The organism is Nocardia sp. NPDC003269, from assembly GCF_042888005.1.
Classification (GTDB): Bacteria; Actinomycetota; Actinomycetes; order Mycobacteriales; family Mycobacteriaceae; genus Nocardia.
Genome location: NZ_JBIAPA010000003.1, coordinates 1,151,245 through 1,170,472, shown reverse-complemented (window position 1 = coordinate 1,170,472; position 19,228 = coordinate 1,151,245). Strand labels below are relative to the sequence as shown.

Sequence of the window (19,228 nt, the reverse complement as noted above, 5' to 3'; positions counted from 1 at the left end):
GGACGAACGATGACCCAGGACACCGGCCGCGAGGCGGTCGCCGCGGTCTGGCGGATCGAATCGGCCCGCATCGTCGGTGCGCTCGCCCGCTACACCGGCGACTTCGCGATGGCCGAGGATCTCGCGCAGGAGGCGCTCGCCGAGGCGCTGGTGACCTGGCCGCGCGACGGAGTCCCGCGGCAACCGGCCGGCTGGCTGCTCACCGTCGGCCGCCGTCGCGCGATCGACGCCTACCGGCGGCGCGCCGCGCTCGACGACCGCTACGCCACCCTCGCCGGACATCTCGGCGAGGGTGGCGTGCTGACCGGCGGCGCGGCGGCCGACCCGATGCGCACGGCCGACGCCGTGCTCTGGGATCCCGACCAGATCGACGACGACGTGCTGGCGCTGATGTTCATCTCGTGTCACCCGGTGCTCTCCCGGGAGGCGCGGCTGGCCCTGACGTTGCGCGTGGTCGGCGGTCTGACCAGCGACGAGATCGCCAAGGCGTGCCTGGTGCCGACCGCGACCGTGCAGGCCAGGATCACCAGGGCGAAGAAGACCCTCGGTGCGGCGGAGGTCGCGTTCGCGGTGCCACCCGCCGCCGAACGCGGCGCGCGCCTGGGCTCGGTGCTCGGGGTGATCTACCTGATCTTCACCGAGGGGTCGTCGGCCAGCGCGGGCGACGATCTCATCCGCTTCGACCTGGCGGGCGAGGCGCAGCGGCTGGCCCGGGTGCTCGCGCGGCTGATGCCCGGCGAGCCCGAGGTGTACGGGCTGCTCGCGCTGCTCGAGCTGACGGCGGCGCGCTTTCCCGCCCGGACCGGACCCGACGGCGAGCCGGTGCTGCTCGAGCAGCAGGACCGCCGCCGCTGGGACCCGTCCGCGATCCGGCGCGGCCGGGCGGCGCTGGCCAAAGCGGCGCAGGCCGGTCGCGGCCTCGGGGCCTACGGCCTGCAGGCCGCGATCGCCGAATGTCACGCCGTCGCGCCGTCGGTCCAGGCGACCGACTGGGAGCGGGTCGTCCTGCTCTACGAGGCGCTGGGCAGGCTCGCGCCCTCGCCGGTGGTGGACCTGAACCGGGCGGTGGCGGTGTCGATGGCCGACGGGCCCGCGGCCGCGCTGCCGATCGTCGACGAGCTGGCCGCCGGGGGAGCGCTGGCGCGGTCGCACCTGCTGCCGAGTGTGCGCGGCGAACTCCTCACCCGGCTCGGGCGGGTCGCCGAAGCGCGCGAAGCGTTCACCGAGGCGATCCGGCTGTGCGGCAACGAACGCGAAAAGACCGTTCTCACAGGCAAACTCACCGCTCTCGGGTGAGGTGCGACGTTTCCGGCCGCCGGGGTCGCGCGGGAATCGTCGCACAGTCGTAAAGTTTGCTCAGCTAATTGTCGGGTAGCCCGTAGAGGCGACGACGAGAGGTTTGTGTAGATGTCACAGGAATCGAAATCGGTGCTGCATCGCGCGATCGGTGCTTCGGCGATCGGCAATGCGGTCGAATGGTTCGACTACGGCGTCTACGCCTATCTGGCGACGTATATCGCGGCATCGCTCTTTCCCGGTGAAGGTGAGGGGTCGAGCGTCGTCTACACGCTGCTCGGATTCGCCGTTTCCTTTTTGATCCGCCCGATCGGCGGCATGATCTGGGGCCCGCTCGGTGACCGGATCGGGCGTAAGCGCGTGCTCGCGACGACGATCGTGCTGATGGCCGCGTCGACGCTGGCCGTCGGCCTGATCCCGAGCTACGAGGTCATCGGGATCGGCGCGCCGATCCTGCTCTACCTGCTGCGGATGGTGCAGGGCCTGTCGGCGGGCGGCGAATACGGCGGTGCCGCGACATTCATGGCCGAATACGCGCCCGACCGTAAACGCGGATTCTATGGCAGTTTCCTGGAGGTCGGCACGCTGGCCGGATTCACGCTCGGCAATCTGGTGGCCCTGCTGCTGGTGAATATTCTCGACGATCCGGCCATGGAATCGTGGGGCTGGCGAATTCCGTTCCTCATCGCCGCACCGCTGGGTTTGGTCGGGATGTATCTGCGGAGCCGGGTGGAGGATACGCCGGTCTTCCGCGAGGTCGAACGCAACGACGAGACCGAGGAAACCATCGGCGTCTATCGCGACCTGGTGACCAAATATCTGCGCCCGGTACTGACCCTGTTCGGTTTGGTGATCGCGCTCAATGTGGTGAATTACTCGCTGCTCAGCTACACGCCGACCTATCTCGGCAACACTCTCGGCATGGCGGAATCCGACGCGCTGCTGGTCCCGCTGATCGGCCAGATCGCCATGCTGGTGACCCTGCCGTTCCTCGGCGCGCTCTCGGACCGGGTGGGCCGCAGGCCCCTGTGGCTGTTCTCGTGCGCGGCGCTGATGATCATGGTCATCCCGGTGTACAAGCTGATCGGCAGCTCACTGACCGGTGCCATCGTCGGCTTCGCCATCCTGGGCCTGCTCTACGCGCCGCAGCTGGCGACCATCTCGGCGACCTTCCCCGCCATGTTCCCGACGATCGTGCGCTTCGCGGGCGTGGCGATCGGCTACAACGTGGCCACCTCGCTGTTCGGCGGTACCGCTCCGGTGATCAACCAGGCGTTCATCGACGCCACCGGCGATCACCTGTTCCCCGCGTACTACATGTTCGGCGCCTGCCTGGTCGGGCTGGTGGCCGCCTGGTTCCTCATCGAGACCAAGGGTGTCTCGCTGCGTGGCACCCAGGTGCCGGGCACCCCGGAAGCGATCGAGGAACAGCGCGACCTGGGCGACGATCCCGTCCCGGTGCGCTGAGGCGGATGCCGGTCGCCGTGGTGGCGACCGGCATCCCGGTCAGCCCGCGACCGCGGCGCGGAAGACCGCGAGCGCTTCCTCGCCCAGATGCGGCCCGCTGACCTGCACCGGCACATTCGACGTGGCGACCAGGTCGGCGCAGGTCAGCGCGAAACTCGGGCCGCCGGTCAGGATCTTGCCGAACTCGGCGGACGCGGCGGCGAACACGATCCGCCCGACCTGCGCCCACACCATCGCGGCCGCGCACATCGGGCACGGTTCGCCGCTGGCGTACACCGTGGCTCCACGCAACGCCTCGGCCTTCCCGGCGGCGGTGGCCGTGGTGATGGCGACCAGTTCGGCGTGCGTGGTGACGTCGCCGCTGCTGCTCACCGCGTTCTCGCCCTCGGCGACGACCCGGCCGTCGCGGTCGACGGCGACCGCGCCGAACGGGCGGTCACCGCGCGCGGAGGCCTGGCCGGCGAGCTCGATGGCGCGACGCAGATGCGTGATGTCGTTCTCGGTGAGTGTGGTCATGCGCTGAGGTCCACTTCCGTTCCGATGCCGTTGGCGCGAGCCTTGTCGATGAGCAGCCGGGCGGCGGCCAGGTCCTGCAGGCCGATGCCGACCGAGTTGAACAGGGTGATGTCGCGATCGCCGGTGCGGCCCGGTGTCCGCCCCGCGACGACCTCACCCAGCTCGGTGCCCACCGCCGCCTCGGTGATCGAGCCCTCGGCGATGGCCAGCAGCGTGTCACCGGACTTGGTGAGCGTGGTACCGACCGAGTCTACGACGACCCGCGCGCGGCGCATGGCCGCGCCGTCGACCTCCCGGTGATCGGCCCGTGGTGGCGCGCCGACCGCGTTGACGTGCAGCCCGTCGCCGAACCAGGCGCCGTGCACGATCGGCTCCCGCGAGGGCGTGAGCGTGCACAGGATGTCGGCGGCCCGGGTGACCGCCTCCGGCGACGGCTGCGCCCGCACCTCGAGGCCGAGGTCGGCGATGGCCGCGCGAAACCGTTCCACGGTCGCGCTCGACCGCGACCAGACCAGCACCATGTCCAGGGCGCGCACCCGGGCGATCGCGCGGGTGTGCTCGACGGCCAGCCCGCCGGCTCCGATCAGGCCGAGAACCGAACTGTCCTGGCGCGCGAGATATTTCGTCGCCACCGCGCTGGCGGCGGCCGTGCGGACGGCGGTCACGAGCCGCCCGTCGATGAGTGCCTCGCAGCCGCCGTCGGTGGCCGAGGTCACCAGGATGGCCGAGCGCTGCACCGGCAGCCCGCGCTCGCGGTTGGCGGGCAGGTCGGCGAGCAGTTTCACCACGGCGGCGCCGGCGGCCTCGGCGGCGGCGACCATCGGCACGAAGGCCGCGCCGCCGAGGGCGACGGCGGGCGGCGCGGGGACCAGCGCCGTGCCGAGCGCGAGGTCGGCATGCGCGCGTTCGACCGCGGCCAGCACCTCGGCCCGGTCGAGGACGGCGGCCACATCGGAATGCGACAGGATCAGAGTCAACGCGGGTACTCCTCGAAAGCGGGGACGGGTCAGGAAGTTCGGGCGAAGGCGACGGTCAGGTCGCGCGGCGAGCGGCTGTTGCCGACCAGGCCGCTGACGGCGACGATCGCGATCAGATAGGGCAGCATCACCAGCAGCGCGAACGGCACGTCGACGCCCAGCGCGGGCAGCGCGAACTGCAGCGCCTGCGCGATGCCGAAGAACACCGACGCCCAGATCACGCCGAGCGCGCGCCAGCGGCCCGCGATCACCGCGACCACGGCGAGATAGCCGATGCCGCCGGTCATGTTGTCGCTGAACGAATGCACCTCCGACAGCGCCAGTTGCGCACCACCGAGACCGGCGGCGACCGCGGCCAGCAGCACGCAGCCGTAGCGGACGGCCCGCACGGACAGGCCGGTGCGATCGGCGGCGACGGCGTCCTCGCCGATGGCGTCGATCACCAGGCCGAGCTTGGTGCGGCGGGAGAACACGATCGCGAGCGCGGCCACGAGGGCGATGCACAGGTAGCCGAGCGCGGTCTGGCCGAACAGGGCCGGACCGATCACCGGGATCCGGTGCAGCAGCGGAATCCGCAGCGGGTCGAAGCCCGGCACGGAGTGACCCTTGCCGTCGGCCAGCAGCAGCCGCGCGCCGTAGGTGGTCGCGCCGAGGGCCAGGGCGTTGCTCGCGATGCCGACGACGATCTGGTCGGCGCGCAGACCGATGCTCCAGATCGCCTGCGCCACACCGAAGATCAGCGCGGCGACGACGGCGGTGAGCGCGCCGAGCACCGGCGATCCGGTGGTGACGGCGCCGAGCACACCGGCGAACGCGCCGGTGAGCATCATCGCCTCCAGGCTCAGGTTGAGCACGCCCGCGCGCTCGCTGACCAGCTCGCCACTGGCGGCGACCAGGATGGGCAGGGTGAAACCGATACCGCTGGTTGCGATGTCGGTGACCGTGTCGAGGCTCATCGCTGCGCTCCTGCCAGGTCGGGGGAATCGGTCGTATCGATCGCGGAAACCGGTGGGGGCGTGGCGGGTTCGGCGGTGCGGGCCGATCGGGTCCACAGGGCCGCACCCGCGATGAACACGATCATCAGCGACTCCACCACCGAGATGGTCGAGGCGGGCACGTTCGCCGCGAGCTGCAGATTGATCCCGCCGGAGACGAGGAAGCCGAGCAGCAGCGACACGGCGACGACGGCGGACAGCGAGCCACGGGCCAGCAGACCGACCACCAGGCCGGAGAAGCCGAACCCGGAGGAGAAGCCCTCGGCCAGCACGAACGGTGCGGTGGCGACGAGCAATCCGCCCGCGACACCGGCGAACGCGCCCGCCGCCGACAGGCTCAGGAAGCGCAGCCGGGGCACCGGCAACCCGAGCCTGGCCGCCGCGTCGGGATTGAGCCCGACCGCCCGCAGCCGGGTGCCGAGCGCGGTGTGGCGCACCAGGATCGCCGTGCCGACCGCCGCCACCACCGCGATCCACAGGGCGATCGTCGCGGGGGAGCGCTCGATGCCGAGCAGCGGCAGATGCGCGGCCGGTGTGAGCGGCTCGGATTGCGGCAACGTCTCCGAGGACGTCACCGGCTGCCGCAGCAGCGCGGGCTCGTGCACCACCAGCAGCACCATCGCCAGGCCGACGAAGTTGAGCAGCAGCGTGGTGATGATCTCGCTGGTCCCACGCCGCACCCGCAGGTAGGCCGCGATGGCGGCCCACAGCCAGCCCGCCGCGCCCGCGCCGACGATGACCGCGGGCAGGGTGACGGCGGCGGGCGCGCCGGTGAGAGTGGTGCCGATGGCGGTGGCGGCGATGCCGCCCGCGCAGATCTGGCCCTCCCCACCCACATTCACCAGTCCGGCCCGGTGCGCGATGGTGAAGCCGACCGCCACCAGCATCAGGGTCGCCGCGACATTGAGCGAGGCGCCGATCGCGTAGTCGCTGCCGAACATGCCCTCCCACAGGGCGGTCATGGTCGCCGCGGGGGCGGCGCCGGCCGCGGCGGCCAGGATCAGCCCGATCACCCCGGCGGCGAGCATGGCCGCCACGGCCACGACGACCGGCTGATGCGCCCACCGGCGCAGGGGGATTCGGTGCGCGAGCGAGGTGGTCATGCCGCGACTCCCATCATGAGTTCACTGATCCGCTGGGCCGCGGTGGGATCGGACGTCTCGACCGGGCCGGTGAGGGCGCCGCGATAGGCGACGAACACCCGGTCGCACAGGGCGAGCAGTTCGGGGACCTCGCTGGACACCACGAGCACTCCGCAGCCGTCGGCGGCGGCCGCGCGCAACTGGGTCAGCACGAAATCGACCGCGCCGATGTCCAATCCGCGCGTGGGCTGGGCGGCCACCAGACAGCGCAGGTTCGCGGTGGACAGCTCGCGGGCCAGCACCACCTTCTGCTGATTGCCGCCCGAGAGCGCGCCCATCCGGACCCACGGTCCCGCCGCGCGCACGTCGAACCGCTCGAGCTCGGCCTGCGCGGCCCGGCCCATCGCGCGCTTGTCGAGCAGGCCGAACCGGCGGAACCGGCCCAGCTGTCCGAGGAAGAGGTTCTCGGCGATCGTCATGTCGGCCACCATCGCGTCGCGGTGGCGGTCCTCGGGGACGATCCCGAGTCCGAGCCCGGTGCGGGTGGCCGGACGCGCGGCGGTGATATCGGTGCCGTCGAGGGTGACCGTGCCGCCGGTGGCCGCGACACCGCCGGCCAGCACGGCGACGAGTTCGCTCTGGCCGTTGCCCTCGACCCCGGCGATCCCGACGATCTCGCCCGGCCGCACCGCGAGCCGGACCTCGTCCAGCGCCACACTGCCGTCCGGGCGCTGCGCGCTGACCCCGTCGACGGCGAGCACCGGCGCGACCTCGCCGAGGTCGGGTGCCGCCGCGCGCACCACGGGTTCGGCCGCCGGGTCGAGGCCGAGCGTGGCGGCCACGGTCGGGTCGAGATCGGCGGCGGTGCGCCCGACCATGGCCGTGAGCAGGTGCGCGATGCTGGTGTTCGACATCCGCCCACCTCCGGCGACCGTGCCGCGGCGCAGCACGGTCGCGGCGTCGGCGACCCGGGCGACCTCGCCGAGCTTGTGCGTCACCAGCACCACCGCCTTGCCGTCGGCGGCGACGGCGCGGCAGGTGTCGATCAGCGCGTCGATCTCGGCCGGATCGAGCACGCCGGTCGGTTCGTCGAGCAGGATCAGCGACGGATCGCGCAGCAGCGCCTTGACGATCTCGACCTTCTGGCGCGCGCCGACCGGCATGGTCGCCACCCGCTGGTCGAGATCGATCCGCAGCCGGTAGCGCCGCGCGATCTCGTCGAGCCGGTCGGTCAGCTCCGCCCGGCGCATCCGCACGCCCCGCTGGGTGAGCAGCAGGTTCTCCGCGACGGTCATCGTGGTGACCAGGCTGAAGTGCTGGTGCACCATGGCCACGCCCGCGGCCATCGCGGCGGCGGGGGAGTCGGGCCGGAACTCGGTGCCGCCCAGCGTCATCCGGCCGGTGTCGGGCCGGTAGCCGCCGAAGACCAGGTTGCACAGCGTCGACTTGCCAGCGCCGTTCTCGCCGAGAACGCAATGGACGGTGCCGGATTCGACGGTGACGTCCACATCGTGCAGGGCCTGCACGTCACCGAAGCTCTTACCCAATCCCTGCAGGGTCAGTGCGGAAGCGCTCATGCCGGCCTCAGTACGGCTTGACCGCGCCGGTGGACAGGGCTGTCGTCGCCTTGGCCAGCGCGTCGGCGACCGCGGGGTCCTTGCTGCACAACACGAAATCGGTGCCGTGGTTGGGTGATGTGAGCCCGAAGCGCACGTTCTCGGCCTTCCAGGAGTTGTCGAGCGCGGCGTTCACGGCGTACTCCACCTCGGCGCCGATGTCGGTGTGCACGTAGCCCAGGTAGACCGGGTTGGTGCAGTCACCGGGGATCGGGCCGCCGACCATGGCCGCGCCGGACTGGGTCGCGGCCTGTTCCATGCCCGCCTTGCCGAGGTTGACGATCTGGCCGAGCGCGCCCGCGCCGGCGCCGTAGTCGGCCAGGGCGGCCTGCTTGGCCTTGGCCGGGTCGTTGAAGTCGCCGACGTACTGCGGGGTGAGCACCTTCACGTCCGGCTTCGCGAACCGGGCGCCGTTGCCGAAGGCGTTGGCGGCGTTGACGATCGCGGGCAGTTCGACCCCGCCGACGAAGGCCACCGCGCCGGTCTTCGCGCCCGCCGCCGACACCGCGCCGCTGAGGAACTCGGCCTCGGCCTGCTGCGGGTCGTAATAGGCGAGATTGGCCATCGGCTTCGCGTCGGCGGGCCCGCCGATCTCGACGAACTTCACGTTCGGGAACTGCGGGGCGACCTTGCGCACGTCGGCGTCGGTCTGGCCGCCGAGGGAGATCACCAGGTCGTTGGTGGAGGCGAAACGGACCAGGGCCTGCTGGTAGTCGCTGGCGGCGACCTGTTCGACCTTGCTCAGTTCCACCTTGTCGCCGAGGGTGTCGGCGATGCGCTGGTAGCCGAGGTACCCCGACTGCATGAAGCCGGTGTCCGACAGCGAGCCGGGGAAGAACACGCCGACCTTCAGCTTGCCGCCCGACGCGGCGGAATCGGAGGACCCGCAGGCCGACAGCAGGGCGGCGGCGGCGAGAGCGGCCGAGCCGACGGCGATCGCGCGCCGAGTGGACTTGTGCACGGGGTACTCCTTGATCGAACGAACCGCTCACTTAGCGGTATACCGTTAAGTGTCAGCCTGGTGCCCGCAGATGACGGGCGGATTACCGAAACGTAAGAAACGGTCGCTCCCGGTCCGCGGTACTACCGTGGGGGCTGTGCAGGCGCGGAAGGATGGTGCGGTGACGGAGGAACCGGCGAAGAAGTCGCTGCGGGATCGGGCCTATGAGGAGCTCCGCGACCGGATCATCGACCTGCGGCTGAGCCCCGGCCAGCGGCTGGTGGAACGCGATCTCGCGACCGAGCTGGCGATCTCCCGGATCCCGCTGCGTGAGGCGTTACAGATGCTCGAGCGCGAGGGCCTGGTCGTCATCGTGCCGCGGCAGGGGGCGATCGTCGCGCCGTTCACGGTCACCGATGTGCGCGACCTGTTCGACGTCCGCGAGAGCCTGGAGGTGCTCGCGGCGCGGCTGGCCGCCGAGCGCGCCGAACCCGCCGACCTCACGGCGCTGCGCGACCAGCTCGATTCCGCGCGCCGCGCCACCGCCGCCGGTGACCAGGCCGCGATCGCCGCCGCCAACGCCGGTTTCCACACCCTCATCGTCGAGGTCTCCGGCAACCCACTGCTGCACTCGCTGCTGCGCCCCTTGGAATCCCGGGTCCGCTGGCTGTTCCACCTCACCAAGGAGCGCGACCCCGGCACCCAGTGCGAGGAACACGAAGCCCTCTACGCCGCCATCGCCGCGGGCGACCCGGACGCCGCCGCCGAGATCGCCTACCGCCACGTGGCCTCGGGCCGCGAACCCAGCCTCGCGCTCTCGGCCCAGTGGTCCATGCCCGCCATCGACCCGGTCTCGGCCACCCGCACCCGCCAGCGGACCTCGCAGCGCGAGAAGAGCGCGTGATGATTGCGGAGTCGGCGCAGGATTCGTCGGGGGAGACGATCGCGCGGGCGGTGCGCGCGGAGATCCTGTCGGGCCGATTGCCCGCGGGGGAGCGGCTGGTCGCCGAAGCGCTGGCCCAGCGGTTCGGGGTGTCGCGCATTCCCGTGCGGGAGGCGCTGGCGCGGTTGCAGTCCGAGGGCTTCGTGACGATCGTCCGGCATCGTGGTGCCACGGTCGCGGAGCCGCCGGTGTCGGTCGCGCGGCAATTGCTCCAGGTGCGGCGGGGAATGGAAGTGCTGGCGGCGCAGCTGGCCGCGGAGAATCGCGGGGGCGCGGTGGCCGGCGAGCTGTCCGGCTACGTGGACGGCGAGCGCGCCGAATCCGGCGGCGCCGGATCGCCGTTCCATGATCTGGTCGCCCGTGCCTCCGGCAACGACGAGTTGCGCAGGCTGCTCGGTGATGTGAACGCGCGGGTGCGCTGGGCACTCGGCCACAATCCGGAAGTGTCGGCGAGCGACCACCGCGCGGTGGCGATCGCTGTCCTCAACGGCGCTGTCGTGCAGGCGGGTTACCTCATGGACGAGCACCTGCGCCGCGACGACGTGTACTTCGCGGGCACGTTCTCCTCCTGACCCTCGATCGCGATTGCATTCAATCTGGCGGGATATATCGATCAGTTAACGTGATTAGATGTGGTCGAAACGTGTAGGTCAACGGGATTGCATACAAAGTAGGCAGCTTGCCTCCAGTGCCGCTGAGGCAGCTCGCCGATGCGAACGTTGTCGGTGTCGCTCCCGTCCCCGGAGTCCGCGATGTCCCTCACCTCCTCTGACACTCCGTCCACCACCTCCTCGCCCGCCGCGTCCCCCGGCCTGGCCGCCGCGCTCGATCGCATCGGCTTCGGCCGGGTGCAGGTCGTCGTCATCGCCCTGCTGATGGCCGGGCTGTTCTTCGACTCGCTCGAACAGAATTCGACCGGCGCCATGGGCCCGCTGCTGAAAGACGCCTTCGGCATCGGCAATGCCGAGCTCACCCTGATCAATACGGTGACCGTGATCGGCGGCCTGGTCGGCCGGCTCGTCGGCGGCTATCTCGCCGACCGCTGGGGCCGCCGCACCGCGCTGAGCCTCAACCTGCTCGTCTACACCCTCGGCGGTCTGATCAGTGCCGTCGCCGTCGACTACGAGATGCTGCTGGCCAGCCGGTTCGTCGTCGGCGTCGGTCTGGGCGGTGAGTTCACCGTCGGCTTGGCGATCCTGGCCGAACTGGTGGCCACCCGGCACCGCGGGTCGCTGCTGGCGACGCTCAACATCTCCTCCGGCGGCATCGGCAATATCGCGTCCTTCGGCTTCTTCGCCCTGGTGCTCGGTCCGCTCGGTGGCGTCCTCGGCGGTGACGACACCTCGTGGCGCTGGACGTATGTGATCCTGGCCGTTCCCGCGGTCCTGGTCGTCTACTTCCGCAGGTATCTGCCCGAATCGCCGCGCTTCCTGCTGTCGAAGGGGCGGATCGACGAGGCCAATCTGAGCCTCACCCGGCTCGGGAGCGGCAGCATCGCGGGGCTGCGGCACCCGGGCGCCACGGTTCGCTATGTCACCGAGGCCGATATCCCGCGGAAGACCAAGTCCTCGTACGCCGAAGTCTTCAAGGGCCGCAATCTGCGCCGGGTCGCCGCGGTCGGCGCCGCCTCGTGGATGTCGTTCGGTGCGCAGGTCACCCTGCTGTTCCTGATGCCGATCCTGCTGGTGTCGCGGGGCTACTCGCTCACCGATTCGCTGGCCTTCACCATGATCATGAACATCGGCAGCCTGTTCGGTGCCTGCGCCGCCTGCTATCTCGCGGGACGCGCGCCCCGCCGGGTGACCGTCATGGCGGCGGCCGTGCTCGGCTGCGTCTCGGCGATCGCCTTCGCCCTGTTCGCGAACTCGACGCTGCTCCTGCTGACCCTGGGCATGATCTTCCAGTTCTTCACGATGCTGCTCAACACCATGCTCTCGGTGTGGTCGCCGGAGCTGTTCCCGACCTCGGTCCGCGCGATGGGCGCCTCGGTGGTCAACGGGATCGGCAATGTCGCGGGCGCCGTGATGCCCTTTCCCGCCCTGTTCTTCTTCGACATCGCCGGTGTCCCCGGTGTTTTCGCGATGATCGCCGCGATGTACGCCCTGCTGGTGATCGCCGCCCGCTTCGGCCCCGAAACCTTCGGAAAGCCCCTGGAGGTCGTCAGCGGGGAAACCGCTGCGGCCCCCGCCTAGTCCCCGACCGTTCGAGCAGAGGAGCCCGATCATGGACGAACTGAAGATCTCCGCCACCGCGCACGGACTGAACTATCTGCCGGAGTATGTCGCCGCCGATACCGGTCTGTTCGCCGCGCACGACCTGGCCGTGACCGCCACCGCCAAGGATCCCTGGACCGGCGTCCTCGACGACCTGGACAGCGGCGCCGCCGACATCGCCCTCGGCGGCCTGTGGGTTCCCGGAATGTACTGGGGCACACCACGGGAACTGACCGTCTTCGCTCAGCTGAACCACCAGTTCCCCAAGGCGCTGGTGGTCCGCGAATCCCACGCCGGATTCGGCTGGGCGGACCTGGTGGGCCGGACCGTGCTGGCGCCGGGCATCGGTGGCAGCGCGCCGTACGCCTTCACCGCGGGGCTCATCCGCGAGGCCGGCGTCGATCCGGCCGACATCGAATTCCTGCGCGATCTGTCGACGCCGATGTTCGTCGAACTGTTCGAGGCGGGTCTGGGTGACGCGATCATCCTCGACCTGACGACCGCGCAGATCCTGCAGGACAGGGGAACCGGTGTCATCGCGATCGACTACACCGACGCCGGGGGACTGGGTCCGAACAGTGTGTACTACCTGCGCACCGATCGGTTCGAGGAACTGTCGGATCGTCTGGTGCGGTTCACCTCGGCCCTCGACCTGGCCATGCGGCGTCTGCGCACAACGGCGGTCGCCGAGCTCGAACCGCTGCTCGCCGCCCACTGGCCGAACGTGGCGACGTCGACGCTGCTGCGTTCCTGCGAGCGCATCAGGGCATCGCGCACCTGGGAGACGGTCCGCATCGACACCGCCGCCAGCGATCGGTGGATGCGGATGCTGGCCGAAGCGGGGATGGTGCGCACGGCACCGCCCTTCGCCGACCTGATCGAGACCGGCATCGTGGACAGCATCGAGCTGACCGGCTCGCCCCGCTGAACCCACCCGGCGGGGGCCGGCGCCTGGTCCGGCGACGGCCCCCGCCGGGTGGCAACCCCGTGCTCAGCCGCCCGGGTCGGTGCGATCCGCGGCGGCGCGCAATGCCGTTCGCGCGGCCTGGACCGCCGGGTGGGCATCGGTGCCGTTGCGGTGGGCCAGATAGGTGTGGCGCCGGATCGGCAAGGGGGTCAGCGTGACCGCGGCGGGCGGGGAGTGCAGGGCCATCGCGGGGACGATCGCGGCACCCGCGCCCGCCGCGACCAGTGCCAGCACGGTGGTGAAATCGTCGGCGTGATGGCGGATGCGCGGGGTGAAGCCCGCGGCCTGACAGACGCGCAGCGTGACGGTATGACACAGCGTGCCGGGAGTGCCCGCGATCCACGGGGATTCGACTTGGGCGCGGAGCGGATCCGATGTGCCAGCCGGGGTGCGCGTGGCGAGGTGGACCGTCTCGGAGTGCAGGGGCTCGGTGCGCAGGGCCGCGTCGGGAGTGGCGGGCACCAGGTCGTAGTCGTGGGTGAGGGCGATGTCGAGGATGCCGGCGCGCAGGGCGTCGGGGACCTCGGCGGGGTCGATCTCGGTCACCGTGAGTTCCAGGCGCGGATGGTCGGTGCTCAGGGTGACCAGGGCGGGCGAGAGCAGGGTGCGGGCGGCCGTGGGGAAGGCGCCGATGCGCAGGGTGCCGACGAGTTCGTCACGGGCGCAGGCCAATTCGGCATCGGCGCGTTCGAGGGCGGCCAGCACCGTCTCGGTGTGGCCGACGAGCAGATGCGCCGCGGGAGTGAGCAGGACGCGTCGCCCCGTGCGTTCGAGCAGGGGGACGCCCGCCTCGCGTTCGAGCGCGGTGAGCTGCTGGGACACCGCCGACGGCGTGTAGCTGAGCGCGTCGGCGACCGCGGCGATGGTGCCGCGATGAGCGAGTTCGCGCAGGAGGCGCAGTTTGCGGACATCCAGCATCAGTTCAGCTTACGTTTGTCGTCAGGAACGTGAACTGGACCTGATGTATTCGTGGCTCGACGATGGACCCATGACATCGCTGCAGGGACTGTTCGTCCCCATGATCACCCCGTTCACCGCCGACGGCGAGCTCGCGCTCACCGCCCTGGAACAGCACGCCCACCGGGTGCTCGACGCCGGCGCGACCGGGCTCGTCGCCCTGGGCACCACCGCCGAGCCGTCGGCCCTCACGGCCGAGGAACGGGCGCTGGTCCTGGACCGCTGCGCCGGCGTCTGCGCCGAGCGGGACGCACCGCTGATCGTCTGCGCGGGCGGCAACGCCACCGCCGACTCGGTCCGGGCGGTGGGTGCGCTGCGGCAGCCGATCGCGGGCGTGCTCGCGGTGGTGCCGTACTACGTGCGGCCCAGCGAGGAGGGCGTGATCGCGCACTTCACGGCGCTGGCGGCCGCCAGCCCGGCGCCGCTCTACGTCTACGACGTGCCCTATCGCACCGCGCGCCCGCTCGGCGGTGACACACTCGTGCGGCTCGCCGGCATTCCGAACATCGCCGGGTTCAAGCACTCCGTCGGCGGTGTCGACGCGGCCAGCGTCGAATTGCTGGCGCGGGCCGGGGAGACGACGACGGTGCTGTGCGGCGACGACCGCTTCGCCTCGGCCCTGCTCGCGCTCGGCGCGCGCGGCGGCATCCTCGCGGCGGCCAATATCGCGCCCGCCGCCTACGCGGAGCTGATCGCCGCGTGGCTCGCCGGTGATGTCGCCCGGGGCCGCGCGCTCGGGCATCGCCTCGACGCGCTCGGCGCCGCGCTGTTCGCCGAACCCAATCCGACGGTGATCAAAGCGGTGCTCGCCGAGCGTGGCCTGATCCCCAGCGCGGCTGTCCGGCTGCCGCTGTTGTCCGCTTCGTCCGAGTCCACGATCGCGGCGCTGCGGGCGGCGGAGGCGGCGGCGGTGACGCCGGTGTGACCCGAGATCACGAACAGTAAATTTCACTGGTCTTCGGGGGCGAAAGGTGCCAGGCTCAAGCGGTGACGAAACCTCCGGATATCGGCGCCGCCGATCCCACCTCCGACAAGCTGGACGCCGCCGTACTCAAAGTGGCGGGCGTGGTCGTACTCGGCGCGGTGATGTCGATTCTCGACATCACCGTGGTCACCGTGGCGATTCCGACGTTCATGGCGGATTTCAACGCCTCCGTCGAGGTCGTCGCCTGGACCATGACCGGCTACACCCTGGCCCTGGCCTCGGTCATCCCGATGACGGGCTGGGCCGCCGACCGCTTCGGCACCAAACGCCTCTATATGGCGGCGCTGTCCTTCTTCATCATCGGGTCGGTGCTGTGCTCGATGGCGTGGAGTATCGAATCGCTGGTGGCCTTCCGCGTCATCCAGGGCATCGGCGGCGGCATGCTCATGCCGCTGGGCATGACGATCATGACCCACGCCGCAGGCCCGCAGCGGATCGGCCGGGTGATGGCGGTCCTTGGTGTGCCCATGCTGCTCGGCCCGATCTGCGGCCCCATCCTCGGCGGCTGGCTGATCGACTCCTTCAGCTGGCACTGGATCTTCCTGATCAACCTGCCGCTGGGCCTGGTCGCGCTGGTCCTGGCCTACATCGTGTTCGCGCCCGACAAGCCCAAGCCCTCGGAATCGTTCGACTTCCTCGGCATGCTGCTGGCCTCGCCCGGCCTGGCCCTGTTCCTGTTCGGCGTCTCCTCCATCCCGGAGAAGGGCACGGTGCTCGCCGCGCGCGTGCTCGTCCCCGCGATCGTCGGCGCGGTCCTGCTGGTGGCGTTCGTGTTCCACGCGCTGCGCACCGAGCATCCGCTGATCGACCTGCGCCTGTTCCGCAACCCGTCGCTGCGCTTCTCGGTGCTGACCATGTCGCTGTTCGCGACAGCGTTCTTCGGCGCGGGCTTCCTGCTGCCCAACTACCTGCAGCAGGTGCGCGGTGAGACGGCGTTCGACTCCGGTCTGCTCATGGCCCCGCAGGGCATCGGCGCCATGCTGACGATGCCGATCGCCGGTTTCCTGGTCGACAAGATCGGGCCCGGCAAGATCGTGCTGTTCGGCATCACCTTCATCACCATCGGGCTGGCCGGCTTCACCCAGCTCGAGGCCGACACGTCCTACCTGATGATCGGCGGCGCGCTGTTCGTGATGGGTCTGGGCATGGGCTGCACCATGATGCCGGTGATGACGGCCGCCATCCAGACGCTCACGCACGCCCAGGTGGCGCGCGGCTCGACGTTGATGAACATCATCAACCAGACCGCGGCCTCGATCGGCACCGCGGTGATGTCGGTCGTGCTGGCCGCCCAGCTCAACGACCACCCGGCGACCAAGATCGGCATCGCCTCCAACGCCAAGCCCGAACTCGCGGCGCAGTTCCCGCCCGAGCTGATCCAGCAGGGCCTGGACCTGGCCGCCGAGGCGTTCAGCCACACCTATTGGGTCGCGGTGATCCTCGCCGGCCTGACCCTGATCCCGGCGTTCTTCCTGCCGCGCACCAAACCGGACGCCCCGGTCGACGCCGAAGCGTCGATCATGGTCTGATCCGATTCGCGAAAGCCCGGGTGGAACACGGTGTTCCCCCCGGGCTTTCGCGGTATCTCAGCGCCGACCGGCGATCTCGTGCAGGACCCGCACCATCCGATCGATCTCGTCGACGGTGTTGTAGAAGGCGAACGACGGCCGCACCGTCGCCTCCACCCCGAGCCTGCGCAGGATCGGCTGCGCGCAGTGATGCCCGGCCCGCACCGCGATGCCGCGTTCGTTGAGCGCCCTGCCGATGTCGACGGGATCGCATCCCTCGATCACGAACGAGAGCACGCTCGCCTTCTCCGCCGCGGTCCCGATGAGCCGGGCGCCCGGCACCGCGGCCACCAGCGGGGTCGCGTAGGCGAGCAACTCGTGTTCGTAGCGGCCGATGACGTCCATGCCGATGCGCGAGACGTAATCGATGGCCGTGGCGAGGCCGACCGCGTCGGCGATATTGCCCGTACCCGCCTCGAACCGGCCCGGTGGTGGCTGGAACGTGGAGCGTTCCAGCGTGACATCGGCGATCATATTGCCGCCGCCCTGCCACGGCGGCATGTCCTCGAGCACCGCGGACTTGCCGTAGACGGCGCCGATTCCGGTGGGCCCGAACAGCTTGTGCCCGGAGAACACGAAGAAATCGGCGTCGATGTCGCGCACATCGATCGGGGTGTGCGGCACCGACTGCGCGCCGTCGATCAGCACCGTGGCCCCGACCCGCCGGGCCTGGGCGGTCAGCTCGCGCACCGGGGTGATGGTGCCCAGCGCGTTGGACACCTGGGTCACCGACACCAGTTTCGTGCGGTCGGAGAGCAATCGGGTGTACTCGTCGAGCAGCAGTTGACCGCGATCGTCGACCGGGATCACCTGGATCCGCGCGCCCGTCTCCGCGGCCAGCAACTGCCACGGCACGATGTTCGCGTGGTGCTCGAGGTGCGAGATCAGGATCTCGTCGCCCGCGCGCAGGTTCTTGCGACCCCAGGTCTGGGCGATCAGGTTGATGCCCTCGGTCGCGCCGCGCACGAACACGATCTCCGACGGCGACCCCGCGCCGAGGAAGCGGGCGACGGTCTCGCGCGCCTGCTCGTAGGCATCGGTCGACCGGGCCGCCAATTCGTGTGCCGCCCGGTGGATGTTGGAGTTCTCGTGCGCGTAGAACGTCGCCAGCCGATCGATGACCGCGCGTGGCTTCTGCGTGGTGGCGGCATTGTCGAACCACACCAGCTGATGCCCGTTGACCCGCTCGGCCAGGATCGGGAAGTCGGCGCGCACGGCGTGCACGTCGAAGGCCGGATGCGGATCGGCCGCGACCGGCGGGACCGGCCCGCCGTCGAGGAAATAGAACGACGGCGCGCCGGGCGGGGCCGGTGCCACCGGAGCACGCGGCGGCGACAGGATGTCGCGCAACGACGGCAGCACCGCGAGGAACGGATCGACATGCACGGCGTCGGCCCGGACCGGCGGGCTCGACGGGACGTGCTCGGCACCCCAGCCCGGCACCGCGGGCGCGGTGGTCGGACCACCGGGCACCGAACTTCCCGAGGCCCCCACCGGGGGTGCGGGCTGGAAGACCGGCGGTGCCTTCGTGGCGGGCGCGGGTGGCGTGACCGGCGCGGACGGGGCGTCCGGTTGCAGCAGCGACACCCCCGGTGTGCCCGCCGCTCCGGTCGGCAGCGCGGCGAAGAGCTCGCCGGCGAGGCGCGCGAGCGTCGCCTCGTCCGGGAGTCCGTCGCCGCCGCCCGCCTCAGGCCCGGTAGGACGGGGCGTAGTCATGGAACTTGTCCACGTCGGCACCCTCGAGCAGGGCCACCGCGTCGTCGGTCAGGATGGTCAGCGAGCAGTACAGCGACACCAGGTACGAGGCGATGGCGCTGCGATCGATGCCCATGAACTTCACCGACAGGCCCGGCCCCTGCTCCCCGGCCAGCCCCGGCTGGTACAGCCCCACCACACCCTGGCGGGATTCGCCGGTGCGGATCAGCAGGAACGACGTCTTGCCGTCCACCACGGGCACCTTGTCCGACGGAATGATCGGAATCCCGCGCCACGTGATGAATTGGGAGCCGAACAGACTGACCGTCGGCGGCGGCACCCCGCGCCGGGTGCATTCCCGGCCGAAGGCGGCGACACCCTGCGGATGCGTGAGGAAGAAGCCGGGTTCCTTCCAGACCTTGGTGATCAGATTGTCCAGGTCGTCGGGGGTCGGCGGCCCGGCCAGGGTCGTGATGCGCTGGCGCTCCACGGTATTGGCGATCAGCCCGTAGTCGGGGCTGTTGATCAGCTCGCCTTCCTGGTGCTCCTTGATCGCCTCGATGGTCAGCCGCAACTGCTGAGCGATCTGATCGTGCGGGCTCGAATACAGGTCCGAGACCCGGGTGTGCACGTCGAGAATCGTGTTGACGGCCTTGAGGCGGTACTCGCGCGGTTCCTTCTCGTAGTCGATGAAGGTCTCCGGCAGGGGCGACTCGTCGAAGTTGTCGCACTGGATATCGACGGTCTGTTCGTGCGTGACGCGGTTGCGTCGGTAGATACCGGCCTCGACCGGTACCCAGTTGAGGAGATGGACCAGCCACCGTGGAGTGATCGACTCCATCTGGGGGACGGTCTTGGTCGCGTTGGCCAGTGTCCGGGCGGCGACATCGCCGAGGGCAACCGGGCGCGGTACAGCGTTGGTCATCGAACCACCTTGCGTATAGGCAAATCGACGGTTAACCGGCGGAGTCAGCCTAACTCCGCCGGGATCGCCTGTCGCGCCGGAACGCC

The 19,228-nt window shown here is 70.5% G+C and carries 17 protein-coding genes; 8 read left to right on the top strand and 9 right to left on the bottom strand.

The window, feature by feature from the left end; translation table 11 throughout:
- Nucleotides 1-9 precede the first annotated feature (9 nt).
- Both ACFYWJ_RS25420 and ACFYWJ_RS25415 read left to right on the top strand, forming a co-directional pair.
- The gene (locus tag ACFYWJ_RS25420; protein ID WP_355281895.1) at nt 10-1,296 is read left to right on the top strand and encodes a DUF6596 domain-containing protein; all 1,287 of its coding nucleotides are present in this window, start codon (nt 10-12) and stop codon (nt 1,294-1,296) included.
- A 111-nt stretch (nt 1,297-1,407) separates the two neighbouring features.
- Nucleotides 1,408-2,763, top strand: coding sequence for an MFS transporter (locus ACFYWJ_RS25415; protein WP_355281898.1), 1,356 nt, complete (start codon nt 1,408-1,410; stop codon nt 2,761-2,763).
- A 39-nt stretch (nt 2,764-2,802) separates the two neighbouring features.
- Here the strand turns inward: ACFYWJ_RS25415 and ACFYWJ_RS25410 are convergent, their stop codons facing one another.
- From ACFYWJ_RS25410 to ACFYWJ_RS25385, 6 genes are read right to left on the bottom strand one after another with little or no spacing between them, the layout of a single operon-like run.
- Entirely contained in the window at nt 2,803-3,279 is a 477-nt protein-coding gene (locus ACFYWJ_RS25410) for a nucleoside deaminase (protein ID WP_355281900.1), read from the bottom strand.
- Nucleotides 3,276-4,256, bottom strand: a complete 981-nt coding sequence (locus ACFYWJ_RS25405) for an ornithine cyclodeaminase family protein (protein WP_355281902.1) — start codon at nt 4,254-4,256, stop codon at nt 3,276-3,278. Before ACFYWJ_RS25405 ends, ACFYWJ_RS25410 begins: the two co-directional genes overlap by 4 nt.
- Nucleotides 4,257-4,285: 29 nt before the next feature.
- Complete coding sequence (locus ACFYWJ_RS25400) at nt 4,286-5,212, bottom strand: ABC transporter permease (protein ID WP_355281905.1); 927 nt, start codon at nt 5,210-5,212, stop codon at nt 4,286-4,288.
- On the bottom strand, nt 5,209-6,354 hold the full coding sequence (locus ACFYWJ_RS25395; protein ID WP_355281907.1) for an ABC transporter permease: 1,146 nt from the start codon (nt 6,352-6,354) through the stop codon (nt 5,209-5,211). The genes ACFYWJ_RS25400 and ACFYWJ_RS25395 overlap by 4 nt, the downstream gene beginning before the upstream one ends.
- On the bottom strand, nt 6,351-7,910 hold the full coding sequence (locus ACFYWJ_RS25390; protein ID WP_355281909.1) for an ABC transporter ATP-binding protein: 1,560 nt from the start codon (nt 7,908-7,910) through the stop codon (nt 6,351-6,353). The genes ACFYWJ_RS25395 and ACFYWJ_RS25390 overlap by 4 nt, the downstream gene beginning before the upstream one ends.
- Nucleotides 7,911-7,917: 7 nt before the next feature.
- Nucleotides 7,918-8,910: a BMP family protein gene (locus tag ACFYWJ_RS25385; RefSeq protein WP_355281912.1), complete on the bottom strand. Its 993-nt coding sequence runs from the start codon at nt 8,908-8,910 to the stop codon at nt 7,918-7,920.
- 160 nt (nt 8,911-9,070) lie between these two features.
- Between ACFYWJ_RS25385 and ACFYWJ_RS25380 the strand changes: the two genes are divergently transcribed.
- From ACFYWJ_RS25380 to ACFYWJ_RS25365, 4 genes are all read left to right on the top strand, one after another.
- Nucleotides 9,071-9,793, top strand: a complete 723-nt coding sequence (locus tag ACFYWJ_RS25380; protein ID WP_355281914.1) for a GntR family transcriptional regulator — start codon at nt 9,071-9,073, stop codon at nt 9,791-9,793.
- On the top strand, nt 9,793-10,404 hold the full coding sequence (locus ACFYWJ_RS25375) for a GntR family transcriptional regulator (protein WP_355281917.1): 612 nt from the start codon (nt 9,793-9,795) through the stop codon (nt 10,402-10,404). Before ACFYWJ_RS25380 ends, ACFYWJ_RS25375 begins: the two co-directional genes overlap by 1 nt.
- A 180-nt stretch (nt 10,405-10,584) precedes the next feature.
- Complete coding sequence (locus ACFYWJ_RS25370; protein ID WP_355281919.1) at nt 10,585-12,024, top strand: MFS transporter; 1,440 nt, start codon at nt 10,585-10,587, stop codon at nt 12,022-12,024.
- Between the two features lie 31 nt (nt 12,025-12,055).
- Entirely contained in the window at nt 12,056-12,973 is a 918-nt protein-coding gene (locus ACFYWJ_RS25365) for an ABC transporter substrate-binding protein (protein ID WP_355281922.1), read from the top strand.
- Between the two features lie 63 nt (nt 12,974-13,036).
- On the opposite strand, the gene ACFYWJ_RS25360 is transcribed toward ACFYWJ_RS25365, so the two are convergent.
- Complete coding sequence (locus ACFYWJ_RS25360; protein WP_355281924.1) at nt 13,037-13,930, bottom strand: LysR family transcriptional regulator; 894 nt, start codon at nt 13,928-13,930, stop codon at nt 13,037-13,039.
- Between the two features lie 70 nt (nt 13,931-14,000).
- On the opposite strand from ACFYWJ_RS25360, the gene dapA reads away from it, so the two are divergent.
- Nucleotides 14,001-14,894, top strand: coding sequence for a 4-hydroxy-tetrahydrodipicolinate synthase (gene dapA, locus ACFYWJ_RS25355; protein ID WP_355281927.1), 894 nt, complete (start codon nt 14,001-14,003; stop codon nt 14,892-14,894).
- Nucleotides 14,895-14,956: 62 nt separating this feature from the next.
- Nucleotides 14,957-16,483 (top strand): DHA2 family efflux MFS transporter permease subunit, encoded by a 1,527-nt coding sequence (locus tag ACFYWJ_RS25350; protein WP_355281930.1) that lies wholly within the window; start codon nt 14,957-14,959, stop codon nt 16,481-16,483.
- 57 nt (nt 16,484-16,540) lie between these two features.
- Here ACFYWJ_RS25350 and ACFYWJ_RS25345 read toward each other — a convergent pair whose 3' ends face one another.
- Nucleotides 16,541-18,238 carry a family 2A encapsulin nanocompartment cargo protein cysteine desulfurase gene (locus ACFYWJ_RS25345; RefSeq protein WP_355281933.1) on the bottom strand — a complete coding sequence of 566 codons (1,698 nt, stop codon included), beginning with the start codon at nt 18,236-18,238 and terminating at the stop codon, nt 16,541-16,543.
- Entirely contained in the window at nt 18,210-19,142 is a 933-nt protein-coding gene (locus tag ACFYWJ_RS25340; RefSeq protein WP_355281936.1) for a family 2A encapsulin nanocompartment shell protein, read from the bottom strand. Before ACFYWJ_RS25340 ends, ACFYWJ_RS25345 begins: the two co-directional genes overlap by 29 nt.
- Between the last annotated feature and the right edge of the window lie 86 nt (nt 19,143-19,228).

Bases quoted from the DNA above. Each gene is read 5' to 3' on its own strand.
- ACFYWJ_RS25390 (WP_355281909.1), bottom strand. From the start codon at position 7,910: ATGAGCGCTTCCGCACTGACCCTGCAGGGATTGGGTAAGAGCTTCGGT.
- ACFYWJ_RS25360 (WP_355281924.1), bottom strand. From the start codon at position 13,930: ATGCTGGATGTCCGCAAACTGCGCCTCCTGCGCGAACTCGCTCATCGC.
- ACFYWJ_RS25395 (WP_355281907.1), bottom strand. From the start codon at position 6,354: ATGACCACCTCGCTCGCGCACCGAATCCCCCTGCGCCGGTGGGCGCAT.
- ACFYWJ_RS25365 (WP_355281922.1), top strand. From the start codon at position 12,056: ATGGACGAACTGAAGATCTCCGCCACCGCGCACGGACTGAACTATCTG.
- ACFYWJ_RS25400 (WP_355281905.1), bottom strand. From the start codon at position 5,212: ATGAGCCTCGACACGGTCACCGACATCGCAACCAGCGGTATCGGTTTC.
- ACFYWJ_RS25415 (WP_355281898.1), top strand. From the start codon at position 1,408: ATGTCACAGGAATCGAAATCGGTGCTGCATCGCGCGATCGGTGCTTCG.
- ACFYWJ_RS25410 (WP_355281900.1), bottom strand. From the start codon at position 3,279: ATGACCACACTCACCGAGAACGACATCACGCATCTGCGTCGCGCCATC.
- ACFYWJ_RS25340 (WP_355281936.1), bottom strand. From the start codon at position 19,142: ATGACCAACGCTGTACCGCGCCCGGTTGCCCTCGGCGATGTCGCCGCC.
- ACFYWJ_RS25345 (WP_355281933.1), bottom strand. From the start codon at position 18,238: ATGACTACGCCCCGTCCTACCGGGCCTGAGGCGGGCGGCGGCGACGGA.
- ACFYWJ_RS25370 (WP_355281919.1), top strand. From the start codon at position 10,585: ATGTCCCTCACCTCCTCTGACACTCCGTCCACCACCTCCTCGCCCGCC.
- ACFYWJ_RS25375 (WP_355281917.1), top strand. From the start codon at position 9,793: ATGATTGCGGAGTCGGCGCAGGATTCGTCGGGGGAGACGATCGCGCGG.
- dapA (WP_355281927.1), top strand. From the start codon at position 14,001: ATGACATCGCTGCAGGGACTGTTCGTCCCCATGATCACCCCGTTCACC.
- ACFYWJ_RS25420 (WP_355281895.1), top strand. From the start codon at position 10: ATGACCCAGGACACCGGCCGCGAGGCGGTCGCCGCGGTCTGGCGGATC.